13 protein-coding genes are annotated in these 13402 nt (G+C 70.7%); 3 read left to right on the forward strand and 10 right to left on the reverse strand.

The window, feature by feature from the left end; translation table 11 throughout:
• Positions 1-9: 9 nt before the first annotated feature.
• The 4 genes from ACFWPS_RS35975 to ACFWPS_RS35990 form a co-directional block, all read right to left on the reverse strand.
• The gene (locus ACFWPS_RS35975) at positions 10-1500 is read right to left on the reverse strand and encodes an alpha-amylase family glycosyl hydrolase (RefSeq protein ID WP_383713142.1); all 1491 of its coding nucleotides are present in this window, start codon (positions 1498-1500) and stop codon (positions 10-12) included.
• The gene (locus tag ACFWPS_RS35980; RefSeq protein WP_383713144.1) at positions 1497-4202 is read right to left on the reverse strand and encodes a glucosidase; all 2706 of its coding nucleotides are present in this window, start codon (positions 4200-4202) and stop codon (positions 1497-1499) included. The genes ACFWPS_RS35975 and ACFWPS_RS35980 overlap by 4 nt, the downstream gene beginning before the upstream one ends.
• Positions 4203-4227: 25 nt before the next feature.
• Positions 4228-4539, reverse strand: a complete 312-nt coding sequence (locus ACFWPS_RS35985; RefSeq protein ID WP_383713147.1) for a WhiB family transcriptional regulator — start codon at positions 4537-4539, stop codon at positions 4228-4230.
• A gap of 68 nt (positions 4540-4607) precedes the next feature.
• Positions 4608-5141, reverse strand: coding sequence for a DUF1003 domain-containing protein (locus ACFWPS_RS35990; protein WP_383713150.1), 534 nt, complete (start codon positions 5139-5141; stop codon positions 4608-4610).
• Positions 5142-5339: 198 nt separating this feature from the next.
• On the opposite strand from ACFWPS_RS35990, the gene ACFWPS_RS35995 reads away from it, so the two are divergent.
• Together ACFWPS_RS35995 and ACFWPS_RS36000 are read left to right on the forward strand one after the other, a co-directional pair.
• Positions 5340-6128, forward strand: coding sequence for an SDR family oxidoreductase (locus ACFWPS_RS35995; protein ID WP_383713153.1), 789 nt, complete (start codon positions 5340-5342; stop codon positions 6126-6128).
• A gap of 229 nt (positions 6129-6357) precedes the next feature.
• On the forward strand, positions 6358-7932 hold the full coding sequence (locus tag ACFWPS_RS36000; RefSeq protein WP_383713156.1) for a sodium:solute symporter family protein: 1575 nt from the start codon (positions 6358-6360) through the stop codon (positions 7930-7932).
• 87 nt (positions 7933-8019) lie between these two features.
• On the opposite strand, the gene ACFWPS_RS36005 is transcribed toward ACFWPS_RS36000, so the two are convergent.
• From ACFWPS_RS36005 to ACFWPS_RS36015, 3 genes are all read right to left on the reverse strand, one after another.
• The gene (locus ACFWPS_RS36005) at positions 8020-8463 is read right to left on the reverse strand and encodes an ABC transporter permease (protein WP_383713159.1); all 444 of its coding nucleotides are present in this window, start codon (positions 8461-8463) and stop codon (positions 8020-8022) included.
• An 81-nt stretch (positions 8464-8544) separates the two neighbouring features.
• A complete protein-coding gene (locus tag ACFWPS_RS36010; protein ID WP_383713162.1) occupies positions 8545-9567 on the reverse strand; it encodes an NAD-dependent epimerase/dehydratase family protein in 1023 nt (340 codons plus the stop codon).
• 114 nt (positions 9568-9681) lie between these two features.
• Entirely contained in the window at positions 9682-10731 is a 1050-nt protein-coding gene (locus ACFWPS_RS36015) for an aldo/keto reductase (RefSeq protein ID WP_383713164.1), read from the reverse strand.
• A gap of 75 nt (positions 10732-10806) precedes the next feature.
• Here ACFWPS_RS36015 and ACFWPS_RS36020 point away from each other — a divergent pair, with 75 nt between their 5' ends.
• Complete coding sequence (locus tag ACFWPS_RS36020) at positions 10807-11343, forward strand: TetR/AcrR family transcriptional regulator (protein ID WP_383713166.1); 537 nt, start codon at positions 10807-10809, stop codon at positions 11341-11343.
• Between the two features lie 154 nt (positions 11344-11497).
• Here ACFWPS_RS36020 and ACFWPS_RS36025 read toward each other — a convergent pair whose 3' ends face one another.
• From ACFWPS_RS36025 to ACFWPS_RS36035, 3 genes are all read right to left on the reverse strand, one after another.
• Complete coding sequence (locus tag ACFWPS_RS36025) at positions 11498-12610, reverse strand: ADP-ribosylglycohydrolase family protein (RefSeq protein WP_383713168.1); 1113 nt, start codon at positions 12608-12610, stop codon at positions 11498-11500.
• Positions 12611-12771: 161 nt separating this feature from the next.
• On the reverse strand, positions 12772-12954 hold the full coding sequence (locus ACFWPS_RS36030; protein ID WP_383713171.1) for a hypothetical protein: 183 nt from the start codon (positions 12952-12954) through the stop codon (positions 12772-12774).
• A gap of 185 nt (positions 12955-13139) precedes the next feature.
• Complete coding sequence (locus tag ACFWPS_RS36035) at positions 13140-13376, reverse strand: hypothetical protein (protein ID WP_383713174.1); 237 nt, start codon at positions 13374-13376, stop codon at positions 13140-13142.
• Positions 13377-13402: the final 26 nt, after the last annotated feature.

Raw genomic sequence — 13402 nt, forward strand, 5'->3', positions numbered from 1 at the left:
ACTCCGACGCTAGACGGCCGGAACCTGCCGGGCCTGCGTCGGACGACTGCCCTGTCCGAGCGAGAGCAGGTGCCAGCTCCAGGCATCGAGCGCCACGAACAGGCCCGGGCCGGCCAGTTCGCCGCCGTCCCGTTCGTAGGTGTTCCCGGCGAGCAGTTCGGTCAGTTCCCACGACTGCCCGGGAAGATCGCTCCAGGGCAGCGGGACCTGCCCCTGGGCGGACCGGCCCGAGTAGTTGATCACGACGAGGTACCGTTCCCGGCCCGCGGTCCAGGACCAGGCGAGCAGGTTGTCATGGGTGTCGTTGTCCGGCCAGCCCGTGCAGGGAAGCAGCTGCCAGTCGCCGTCGCGGACGGGCGCCACGGCGGCCACGAGACGGTCGTGGAAGTCGCGCAGGGACTCGTCGGCCGGTTCCTGGGGCCGGCGCGAGAGGAACACGGGCGGGCGTACCCGGCGGCCCTCGAACTGGCCCTCGTGCCAGAGGGTCGCGCCGGGCAGGGTGGCCACGGCCACGGCCGCCGCCCGCCCCTTGTCGCCCGGCAGGGTCGCGGCGGCCCGGGGCTCGTCGTGGTTCTCCAGGAACCGGACGAGCCCGCGCTGGTAGGCGAGGCCGGCACCGAGGTGGGCACGGACGGATCCGGCGTCCTGGTGGACAAGCCGGTCGTAGAGCCGCTTGTCGTAGCAGTGGTCGAAGCCCTGCTGCTGGAGGTCCCATTCGAGGTCCCAGTACGCCTCCGCGACGAAGAGGAGACCGGGGTGGCGCTCGCGCACCCGGGGGACGACGTACGGCCAGAAGTCCGCCGCGGGGGCCGCTCCCGCCAGGTCGCCCCAGGTCTTCGCGAACACGTCGTTCATGAGCAGCATCGCCATGTCGCAGCGCACGCCGTCCGCCTGGTCGCCGATCGACACCAGCGTGTCGACCGTCGCGGTACGGAGCTGCTCGCTGAAGGCGTTCAGCTGGACCACGTCCGGCCAGGGCGGGAAGTACGGGTCGCGGCCGCGCGCGTACACCTGCCCGCCCGCCGCCAGGAAGGCCTCGGGATCGCGGGCCAGGTCGTCCGGCGTGCCCCGGACCAGGCAGTCCGGGCGTTCGGTGAGCCAGGGGTGGTCGGGGGCCACGTGGTTGGGGACGTAGTCCAGGATCAGGCGCACGCCCCGCGCGGCGAGTTCGGCCCGGGCCGCGGCCAGCCCCTCCGGGCCGCCGAGGCGCTCGTCGACGACGTAGTTCCGTACGCAGTACGGGGATCCGGCGATGTCCGCCGGGGCCAGGTCGGGCAGGGCGTCGCGGAAGGAGGCGAGCAGGCCGTCGTTCCCCAGGGCGATGCCCAGTCCCGCCGGGCTGCGCTCCCACACGCCCATCAGCCAGACCGTGTCGACGCCCGGCCGCGCGACCTCGTCCCAGACCTCGCCGGGCACGTCCCCGAGGGTGACGGGGCGCTCGTGGCGTCCGCTCAACTCGCCGAGCCAGACGAGGGTGTTGATCTCGTAGATCACCGTCATGACAGCGGCTCCTCCCGCAGGGCGCCCCAGTCTCCCGCGCCGACGACATGGAACAGGGTGGCGGTGACCGCGGCCAGGCCGGTCCAGCCGGTCTGGTGGGAGGCGCCGAGGCCGGCGCCGGTGTCGCCGTGGAAGTACTCGTAGAACAGGATCAGGTCCTTCCAGTGCGGGTCCTTGGCGAACTCGGGCCGGGAGCCGTGCACCGGGCGGTGGCCGTCCGCGTCGCTGAGGAAGGTGGCGGTGAGCCGGCCGGAGATCTCGCGGGCGACCTCGTAGAGGTTCAGCCGGCGGCCGGAGCCGGTCGGGCACTCCACGGTGAAGTCGTCGCCGTGGTAGGCGTGCAGGTTCAGCAGGGCCCGGACGAGCAGGACGTTGACCGGGAACCACACCGGGCCGCGCCAGTTGGAGTTGCCGCCGAACATGCCCGTGTCGGACTCGCCGGGCAGGTAGCCGACCCCGTAGGTCTCGCCGTGCACGTCGAAGGTGTACGGGTGGTCGGCGTGGTACCGGGAGAGCGAACGGATGCCGTGCGGGCCGAGGAACTCGTCCTCGTCGAGCATGCGGGACAGGATGCGCCGCAGCCGGTCCTCGTCGAACAGCGCGAACAGGTGCCGCCCCGCCGTGCCCGACGCGAGGATGTGGGGGGAGACCAGGGCTTCGACGGCCGGGTGACTGCTGACGAACTCCTGTGCTCCCTGGACCAGTTCGGGGTACCGCTGGTCCGTCCAGCCGCTGATCACGCTGGTCGCGGCCAGCGGGATCAGCCCGACCAGGGAGCGGACCTTCAGCCGGGTCGCGCTGCCGTCGGGCAGCCGCAGGACGTCGTAGTAGAAGCCGTCCTCCTCGTCCCACAGGCTCTGGTTGTCGTTGCCGATGCGGTTCATGGCCACGGCGATCCAGGCGAAGTGCTCGAACAGGGTCTGCGCGTGCTCGACGTAGACCCGGTTGCCGTCGGCCAGTTCGATGGCGATCTCCAGGAGGTTCTGGCAGTACAGCGCCATCCACGCGGTGCCGTCGGCCTGGTCGAGGTGGCCGCCGGTGGGCAGCGGGGCGCTGCGGTCGAAGACGCCGATGTTGTCCAGTCCCAGGAAACCGCCCTGGAAGACGTTGTTGCCGTCGATGTCCTTGCGGTTGAGCCACCAGGTGAAGTTCTTCGACAGCTTCTGGAAGGCGCTCTCCAGGAAGACGCGGTCGCCGCTGCCCGTGCGGTGCTTCTCCAGTTCGTAGACGAAGAGGACGGCCCAGGCATGGACGGGCGGGTTGACGTCGCCGAAGTTCCATTCGTACGCCGGGATCTGGCCGTTGGGGTGCAGATACAGGCGGCGCAGCAGCAGGTCGAGTTGCGCCTTGGCGAAGCCGATGTCGACCATGGACAGGGCGATGGTGTGGAAGGCGAGGTCCCAGGCCGCGAACCAGGGGTACTCCCAGGTGTCCGGCATCGAGATGACCGCGTCGTTGACCATGTGGTACCAGGCGCTGTTGCGGAGGCGCGGGTCGGCGGCGAGCGGGTCGGCGCCGTGTTCGGTGAGCCAGCGCTCGACGTCGAGGTAGTAGTACTGCTTGCTCCACAGCATGCCGGCGAGGGCCTGCCGCACCGTGCGCCGTTCGTCGTCGCCGAGGCCGTCGGGGACGACGCCCTCGAAGAACACGTCCGCCTCGGTCCGTCGCGTGTCGAACACCTGCTGGAACTCGGCCCAGGGGTCCGCGAGTTCGGTGCCGGTCAGGCGCAGCCGCACGGTGACGCTGTCGCCGGCGGGCACGGTGAGCGCATGGTGGACGGCGGCCTTGGTGCCGGTCTGCGCCGGGTTGACGGCGCCGGTCTCGCCGTGGACGACGTACCGGTCGATGCCGTTCTTGACGTACGGGGTGGCGTTCGGGCTGTCGAAGATCCGCTCGTTGTCGGTGTCGTTCTCGGTGAACAGGGTCGGCGATCCGCCCTCGAAGCCCTCGGCGCCCTCGAAGTACAGCCAGCGCGGGCCGAGTTCCTCGTGGTCGGCGCGGATCACGCCGTCCGCCTGCCGCCGCAGACCGGGCACGGCCGTCCCGCCCGCCCACGACCAGGTGTGCCGGAACCAGAGCGTCGGCAGCAGGTGGAGGGCGGCCTCGTCGGGACCCCGGTTGTGGGCGGTGATCTCGATCAGGAGGTCCTCGGGGCCGGCCTTGGCGTACTCGACGAACACGTCGAAGTAGCGGTCCTCGTCGAAGACCCCCGTGTCGAGGAGTTCGTACTCGGGTTCGTGGCGCCCCCGTTCCCGGTTGACGGACACGAGGTCGTCGTACGGATAGGCCGCCTGCGGGTACTTGTAGAGGTACTTCATGTACGAGTGGGTGGGCGTCGAGTCGAGGTGGAAGTAGTACTCCTTGACGTCCTCGCCGTGGTTGCCCTCCTCGTTGGTCAGGCCGAACATCCGCTCCTTGAGGATCGGGTCGCGGCCGTTCCACAGCGCGAGCGCGAAGCAGAGCCGCTGCTTGTCGTCGCTGACGCCCGCGATGCCGTCCTCGCCCCAGCGGTAGGCCCGGGAGCGGGCCTGGTCATGGGTGAAGTACGACCAGGCGTCGCCGCCGGGGCTGTAGTCCTCGCGGACCGTGCCCCACTGGCGCTCGCTCAGATACGGGCCCCAGCGCCGCCACGCCGCCCGCCCCGCGTCGGCGTCCGCCAGCCGCAGCCGCTCGGCGTCCGCCCTGTCACCGCTCTCCGTCATGGCACGTCCTCCCCGCGCAGTACCTTCACCCAGACTCCGGCGTCCCGGACTCGGCCGCAACGGCGCCACGGGACCGCGACCGCCGGAGCCGGCCGCGGTCCTCCTCGGACAGGCCTCCCCAGACGCCGTACGGTTCGGGGCCGCGCAGCGCGGTCCAGGCGCAGGCCTCGATCACCGGGCAGCGCGTGCAGACGGCCCGGGCCTTCTTCTCCCGCGCCCGTTTCCCGGCGCCGCGCTCGCCGGGCGGGGAGAAGAAGACGGAGCTGTCCATGCCCCGGCAGCGTGCGTGCTGCTGCCAGTCCCAGTAGGCGAGGAGCGGGCGATGTCGCTGGATCATGACGCTTCCTCCCGGTGCGAGGTCGATCCGGTGCAGGACATCGTCAGCGCCGGACAGGCGTCGTGGCTTCAGTCGATCGACTCACTGGCGGGGGCCGACTGCGCGGAGCCATCCGCCTTCGTGCCGTCCGCCTTCGTGCCGTCCGCCTTCGTGCCGTCCGTCTTCGCCTGGTTCTGTGCGAGGAAGGCCTGCACTTCCTGTTCGACCTGCCCGGCGTCGATTCCGAGGGCGTGTCCGATGTGGGCCGACCACACCTCGGAGCGGACGTTGGTCTCGAAGTCCAGGTCTGCGCGGACCTTCTCGCGTATCGCCTGGCGGTTCTGGCTCACCATCACGAAGGTGGACAGAAAGATCGCCTCAAGGCTGACGATCATGGTGAGCAGCCCGAAGGGGTAGGGGTCCCAGACCGCGGCGTCGCCGAACAGTCCCTCGTTGAAGGCGATCCACACCGTGAACCACGCCGCGTGGAGATAGACGAACAGCATGGTCCCGGAGAAGGCGGTGATCGCGTCCGCGATCCGGTCCTGGGTCCCGCGCATCCGCACGAGAACGGCCTGCTCGTTCGGAAGACGGATGTCCAACCCGTTGAGTCCGGGGGCCATGGCCACTCCTTGATCCGCTGGTCGCGACAGACGCCCGTCAGCGTAGGTGCGGAGCAGCCGTCCTCCTTGGGTCGATCGACTGCGTCAAAGGCGGTACGCGACGACGCCCGCCCCGCTCGCGGCGGTTCCCCTTTCCGGCGCCCGCCCATACCCTGACGCTCCGTCAGAAACTTCGTCACACCCGGGAGATGGTTCGCGATGTCTCTGCTCACAGGCAAGACGGTCGTCGTGTCCGGAGTCGGCGCCGGGCTCGGGCACCAGGTCGCGGCGGCCGTCGTACGGGACGGCGGGAACGCCGTGCTCGGTGCGCGGACCGAGGCGAACCTCGCGAAGAGCGCGGCCGGGATCGATCCGGAGGGCACCCGGACCGCCTACCTGGCCACCGACATCACCGACGAGGGCCAGTGCGGGGCGCTGGCGGAGCTGGCACGGGAGCGGTTCGGCGGGATCGACGCGGTGGTCCACGTCGCCGCCTGGGACTCCTACTTCGGCGGGGTGGAGGACGCCGACTTCGCGACCTGGGCCTCGGTGATCGACGTGAACCTCCTGGGGACGCTGCGGATGACCCGGGCGTGCCTGCCGGCGCTTCGGGCGGCGGGCGGCGGGGCGGTGGTGTTCGTCGGCACGCAGTCGGCGGTGGCCGCACCCTCGCAGGTGAAACAGGCCGCGTACGCCGCCTCCAAGGGGGCGCTGACCAGCGCGATGTACTCGCTGGCGCGGGAGCTGGGGCCGTCCCGGATCCGGGTCAACACGGTGCTGCCGGGCTGGATGTGGGGGCCGCCGGTGCAGGCGTACGTCCAGTTCACCGCGCACACGGAAGGGGTGCCGGAGGACGAGGTGCTGGGCCGGCTGACCGGGCGGATGGCGCTGCCGGAGCTGGCGACGGACGGGGACGTGGCGGACGCGGCGGTGTTCCTGGCGTCGGACCGGGCGCGGGCCATCACGGGGCAGTCGCTGCTGGTCAACGCCGGCGAGCTGATGCGCTGAGGGGCCGGTTCCCGGCCATCGAACCACCCTCCATATGTTCACACTCATGAACCAAGGTCAGGAAGGCGAACGATTTTACTCCCCCTTGACCCTACGCCCGCTTGTCGTGCCCACGTAACGGAACCCACGATGAGCGGGCACTTCGCGGCCTTCCCCGTCCCCACTCCGTTTATGCGAAGTGCCAACCAGCTGAGCGGAGTTCAGTAGGCGGACCCTGGAAGGGGGGCGTATGAACGGGCTCGACTGGGCCGTGCTCATCGGCTACTTCGGTGTGATGGTCGCGATCGGTGTCTGGTCGCACAAACGCGTGGACAACGTCAGTGACTTCTTCACCGCGGGCGGCAAGATGCCCTGGTGGCTGTCCGGCATCTCGCACCACATGTCGGGCTACAGCGCGGTGATGTTCACCGGGTACGCCGGCATCGCCTACACCTACGGCGTGACGTCCTTCGTCACCTGGTCCTTCCCGATCGCGCTCGGCATCGCGATCGGCTCGAAACTCTTCGCCCCGCGCGTCAACCGCCTGCGCTCCCGCCTGCACGTGGCGTCCCCCCTCGAATACCTGAAGAGCCGCTACAACCTCTCCACCCAGCAGGCGCTGGCCTGGTCCGGCATGCTGCTGAAGATCGTGGACGTGGCCGCGAAGTGGGCGGCGATCGCCACCCTGCTGTCGGTGTTCACCGGGGTCTCCCTCAACCAGGGCATCTTCATCACCGGCGCGATCACGGCGGTCTACTGCACGATCGGCGGCCTGTGGGCGGACGCGCTCACCGAACTCGGCCAGTTCGTCATCCAGCTCCTGGCCGGCGTCTCGATGTTCGTGGCCGTCGTCCTGAAACTGAACGACAAGGGCATCGGCTTCTTCGGCGCCTGGGACCAGCCGGCCCTGCACGGCCACGGCAAGCCGCTCGTCGGCCCCTACGGCACGGTCTTCCTCCTCGCCTTCCTCTTCATCAAGCTCTTCGAGTACAACGGCGGCATGCTCAACCAGGCCCAGCGCTACATGGCGACGGGCAGCCCGAAGGAGGCCGAGCGCAGCGCCCGCCTGTCCGCCGCCCTCTGGCTGGTCTGGCCGGTCGTCCTCTTCTTCCCCATGTGGATGTCCCCGCTCCTGGTGCACGCCCAGAAGCCGGACGGCTCCGACTCCTACGGCCTGATGACCGAACAGCTCCTCCCGCACGGTCTGCTGGGCCTGGTCGTCGTCGGTTTCTTCTCCCACACGATGGCGATGTGCTCCTCCGACGCCAACGCGATCGCGGCCGTCTTCACCCGTGACGTGGCCCCGGTCCTCTCGCAGCGGGCGCGGGCCTGGAACGAACGCTCGGGCCTGATCGCGGCCCGCGTCACCACGGTCGTCTTCCTCGGCCTGTCCATGACGGTGGCCACCCAGATCAACTCCCCCACCTTCAAGGACATCATCACCGTGGTCATCAAGTGGGTGGCCGGTCTGATGGGGCCGATCGCGATCCCGATGATGCTGGGCCTGCTCCGCCCGTTCCGCCGCTCCGGCCCCACCGCGGCACTCACCAGCTGGGCGGCGGGCCTGCTGGCCTTCTGGCTGGTCAACTACCCGATCAACTGGAACGTGGACGGCGGCGTCCCGCTCCAGTACCAGGTCTCGGTCCCGCTGGCCGTCTCCCTGGTCCTCTACATCCTCATCGGCTTCCTGAAGCCGGAGGACACCCCGGAACGCCTCGCGATCATCGAGACCGTGAACACCGACGGGGACAGCGCGGCCGCGGCGGTCCCGGTTCCCGCGCAGGCGGGCAGCGGCGACGCCCTGGGGTCCCCGGCCAAGGACTGACCGGCGGCAACCTGCACACGGACCACGCGACTCGGCCCGCCCCCGTGGCGGGCCGAGTCGTGGGTACGGCCACCGGGAGCCGCCGCCTCACTCGTTGTGCAGCGCCTCCGCGACCGTGAGCCGTGCCGCGCCGCGGGCCGGGAGGTACGCCCCCAGCATCGCGATCGCGAGGCCCGACAGGGCCAGCGGGGTCAGGACCCCGGCCCGACAGACGTCCGTCAGGGAAGGGGGCAGGACGATGTCCACGGCATCCGCCATGCGCGGCACCACCAGGTCGTAGCCCGCGATGCCCAGCGGGACGCCGGCCAGGGAGCCGACCACTCCCAGTACCCCCATCGAGGTCACCGTCATGACCGTGACCTGGCGTGGTGTCATGCCGATGGACTTGAGCATGCCGAGGACGCGGCGGCGGTCGCGGGTGTCGAGGACGACCGTGTTGAACACGCCCAGCGCGGCGACCACGGCGAGCATGGCGGTGAGGAGCGTCGCGGAGCCGATGATGGTCTCGGCACCGCTGCTGGGGCCGCTCACCACCGGATCGATGCCGGGGTCCAGGGCGCGGGCCGCCGTCTTCGGCGCGCAGGGCCGCCGCGTCGGTCGGTCACGAGCCGGTCATGTTCCGATGCCCTGGGAGAGGAGGCTCTCGGCAGTCTCCGCAATGGTGTCCTCGATGGGACGTGCCCGCCACCCGAGAAGCCGCTCCGCCTTGGCGCTTGTGGCGTCGAGATCCCGACCGAGCTGGTGCCTCAGCAGTCGCAGCTCCGGGTTCACGACACCCAGCCCGCGTGCGAGCCACACGGGCAGTTCACGGGCCGGGGCCTTGGCAGCGCGCTCACCCAGGCGGTCGCGCAGAATGCGCGCGATGTCGACGACGCGCAGGCTGTGCCCGGCGATGGCGAGGAAACGCTCGCCGGCGGCTGCCGGATCGGTCATCGCGCGCAGGTGCAGATCCGCGACGTCGCGCACGTCGACGAAGCCCATCCCGAAGGGAGGACACGCAGGAACCTGTCCTTCGAGCATTCTGCGCACAAGACGCAGGGATGGCGGGTCGTCGGGGCCGAGGAGTGGTCCAAGGACCCCCACGGGGTGAACCGCTGCCAGTTCCAGTCCACCGCCTTCGTCCCGGACGAACTGCCAGGCGGCGCGCTCGGCGAGCGTCTTGGACCGCTGGTAGGGCGGGATGTCGCTGTCGACGTCGGTCCAGTCCTCCTCGGTGAACGGGGTCGAGCGCGGGGGGTGCCCGATCCCGATGGCACCGAAGGCACTCGTCAGGACGACCCGGCGCACGTGGGCGGCGCGGGCGGCGCGCAGCACCCGCACGACGCCCTCCCGGGCCGGGACCACCAGTTCGTCGTCGTTCGCCGGCGTATGGCGCAGGGTCGGCGAGGCGACGTGGAGGACGAAGTCGCAGTCGGCGACGGCGTCGTCCCAGCCGTCGGGGTGTTCGAGGTCGGCGCGTACGACCCTGAGACGGTCGTCGTCGAACGGCGTGGCCGCGTGGAGCCAGGAGCGCAGGGCCGGCTCGCGTCGCAGGTCGCGGACGGTGGTGCGGACGGTGTGCCCGGCTTCGAGCAGGGTCAGGACGCACCAGCTCCCGATGAACCCTGTCCCGCCGGTGACCAATACCTGTGCCATGTGTGTCTCCTCAGCTCGCGACTCGAATATCGAGAGGTGCCGGCGGGCGCGCCGCATGACGCCGCCGGCCGGCGGCCACCACTGCTTCCAGGCAGGGCGTGGCCGATATGGGGCTCATGCGAGGGCCATGCCGGGGACGCGCCTGCGGATGGCCTCCATCTCGGCCTCGTCGGAGACGCCCTGCCAGTCGTGCCGGGGGGTGTACGGGGCCTCCAGGGCGCGCACTTCGTCGTCGGTGAGCTCGATGTCGAGGGAGGCCACGGCCTCGTCGATCTGCCGGATCGAGCCGGCGCCGACCAGCGGTGCGGTGACGACGGGCCGGCGACGCAGCCAGGCGAGTGCGACCTGTGCGCGGCTGACGCCGTGGGCCTCCGCGACCTGTCCGACCGCGTCGATGATCGCGTGGTTGGATGCCTCCTGCTCGGGCGAGTAGAGCGTGTCCGCGTAGGCTCCGTCCGTCTCGGAGCGCGCCGTCGAGCGGGCGTCGTCCCACGCGCGGGCGAGGCGGCCGCGGGCCAGCGGCGACCAGATGACCGTGCCGACACCCTCGTCCAGGCACAGCGGGATCATCTCCCGCTCCTCCTCTCGGGCGAGCAGGTTGTAGTGGTCCTGCATCGACACGAACCGCGCCCAGCCGTTCTGCTTCTGCAGGTGCAGCGCCTTCGCGAACTCCCACACATGCATGGACGAGGCGCCGAGGTAGCGGACCTTGCCGGCCTTCACGAGGTCGCTGAGCGCCTCGAGCGTCTCCTCCCACGGGGTGGTGTGGTCGTTGCGGTGGATCTGGTAGAGGTCGATGTAGTCGGTTCCCAGGCGGCGCAGGGAATGGTCGGCCTCGGTCATGATCGCCTTGCGCGACAGTCCCCGTCCGTTCGGTCCCAGCCGCATCGGATGGCGCAGCTTCGTGGCGATCACCACGGCATCGCGGTCGGCGAAGTCCTTGAGTGCACGGCCGAGGATCTCCTCGCTGGAACCGTTGGAGTACATGTTCGCGGTGTCGAAGAAGTTGATCCCCTCCTCCAGCGCGTGCTTGATGAGCGGTCGCGCGTCCTGCTCGCCCTTCGACCAGACGGGGTGCCCGCGGTCGGGTTCGCCGTAGGTCATCGCGCCGATCGCGATCGGGGACACGTCGAGGCCGGTCGTGCCCAGCTTGATGTAACGCATGACGCTCCTTAAAGTATGTGGAGAGCTCTCCGGATAACGTAATGGAGAGCTCTCCACTTAGCAAGGTGAGGTCCTGTGGTCCGTTCAGACGCCCGTGAGAACAGGGCGCGCATCCTCGCCGCGGCACGCGAAGCGCTCGCGGCGGACGGCAGCACGTCGATGAACCAGATCGCCCAGCGCGCGGGAGTCGGCGCGGGCACCCTGTACCGCAACTTCCCCACGCGCGAGTCGCTGGTCCTGGCCGTCTACCAGGACGAGGTGGCACGCATCATCGGCACCGTGCCCGGCCTGCTGGCCCAGCTGCCGCCTCTGGAAGCGCTCCGCCACTGGACGACCGACCTCGTCGAGGCCATGCGCAGAAAGCACGGCCTCGGCGACGCCCTCAGCCCGGGCGCGCACCAGGCGATCAGCGAGCAGAGCTACGGGCCGGTCATCGCCGCGATCACCGAGCTCCTCGACGCCGGCAAGAAGGACGGAAGCATCCGCAGGGACGCCGACCCCGGCGACTTCCTCCAGCTCACCGGCGCACTGTGGCGCGCCGCGTCCAGCCCCGAGGACCGGGCACCTCACATGCTCGCGCTCGTCCTCGACGGACTCCGCACGCAGGGGTAGACGCCGCGCACGGGTCAGGGCCTTTCACGCGCCGTTCGGCCGGGAGAACGGTGACGTCGCCGTTGGCTTCGTCGGTGCAGGAGGCTGTTGGGCCTGCCTGGCTTCGGTTCCCCGCGGCAAGCCCGCTCTCCACACCGAGGTTCAGAGACAGGCACTACCGCGGATACCGCGCGAGCCACCCCGGTGACGCGCCCACCGGGCTGTGCAGGGCCGGCCCCTGGGTCATCTCCATCGCGAAGTCGTCGGCGAGTTCGAGGATGGTCTGGCGGCCCTCCAGTTCGGCCACCCAGGCCGGCGGAAGGGCCGTCTCGCCGTGCAGGGCGCCGAGGAGGCCGCCGGTGAGGGCACCGGCGACGGCGGAGGGCCCGGCCTGGTTGACGGCGAGAAACAGCCCGTGCCGTACATCCTCCCCCACGAGCGCGCAGTACACGGCCGCGGCCAGCATCCCGTCCGCCGCCCCGTCCCCGGTCAGCTCCTCGACCCGGGCCGGGGAGGGCAGCCCCTGCCGTACGGCCCCGAGCGCGTGCTGCAACGCGTCCGACACGGGCTGGTGCCCCGGCCGGGCGGCGAGCAGGGCCAGCGCCCGCTGGACGGCCCCGTCCAGCGAGTCCCCCCGGGCCAGCGCGTGCACGATCACCGCGTACGCGCCCGCCGACAGACAGGCGGTCGGATGCCCGTGCGTCTGCGCCGCGCACTCCACGGCGAGCTGGACGACGAGCTGCGGCTCCCACCCCACCAGCAGCCCGAACGGCGCCGACCGCGCGACGGCCTCCGGTCCCATGTCATCGGGATTCTTAGGCGACTCCAGCGTCCCCATCCGCTCGTCCCCGAGCCCGAGCAGCAGCGCCCGGGTGGGCTCCCGCCGCGCGTACAGCCACTCCTCCCGCGCCAGCCACCCGTCCTCCGGCCGCCGCTCGTCCGGCCCCCAGTCCCGCTGGGTGGCGGCCCACCGCAGATAGGCCCGGTGCAGGTCGGTGGGCGGATGCCAGGCCCCCGTGTCCCTCCTCACCTGGGCTCTTATCAACCCGTCCACGGTGAACAGGGTGAGCTGCGTGTGATGCGTGACGCTCCCGCGCCGCCCGTACCCGAACCCGAGATCGACGAGCCCCTCAGCCCCGTAGGCCGCCCGGATCTCCTCCAGCGTCAGCCCGTCGACGGGCCCGCCGAGCGCGTCCCCCACGGCGGTACCCAGCAGCGTCCCGCGCACCCTGCTCCGGAAGTCCTGCTGCTCGACCCGGCCCCAGACGGCACCCAGCGTCGCACTCACCACCATGACCTCCTCACGGGCACCGTCCGTACATGCGAGCGCACAGCACTGTAATCGACCGGGAACGGTCCGTTCAGGGGACAGTTAGGTATGCGAAGTGTGGGTTGTGTGGTCCCGGGTGACCGGATTTCGGCCAGGTCGCGGGGTGGGTGGGGGTTCGGTCAGGCGAGCGGAAAGGGGGCAGCCCTACACAGCCCGGCGTCCGCCTCCGCCTCCGCCTCCGCTCGGATCACACAGATCTCTTCAACGGCCTCGGTCGGATCCTGCTCGCCGGCATCCACGATACGTTCGAGCTCGCGCAGGCGCGCGGCGCGCACCGGGCACCGTTCGATCGCCACGAACACGGCCCAGGAGGCCACGAAGGCTTGCAGGGGCGCGAGGCTCCGGAATCGGAGCGCGTTCGTGGTGGCCTCCGAGAGGTGCTGAGTGAAGGCTGGGAGCCGAGCGGGCGCGAGGCGTTCGACCGCTGTCCGCAGAGCCGCCGGTGTGAGCTCCGGCAGGGGGACCGGCGTTGGGGACGAGTCGGCCGTCATGCCTTGGGCAGGAAGCCGCGGTCCCGCAGTTCCTGGAGGGCGGCGGCGATCTCGAACTCGCTGTCTCCGAGCTGCCCCGCCGGCGCCTGGACGCTCGTGGGGGCGCCCTCGGGCAGCATCCTGAGGTGGACGCCGACGCCCATCGCCATGAGGGACAGCCCCGGGCAGCGGGCAAGGTCGTCGTGGCCTGCGAAGACGCGCGCCTTCGCCGTGGGCCTGTACGTGTAGGTCATCGGGAAGTCTCCCTTTCGTGAAGTAC

The sequence above is a fragment of the Streptomyces sp. NPDC058457 genome, assembly GCF_042720695.1.
Classification (GTDB): Bacteria; Actinomycetota; Actinomycetes; order Streptomycetales; family Streptomycetaceae; genus Streptomyces.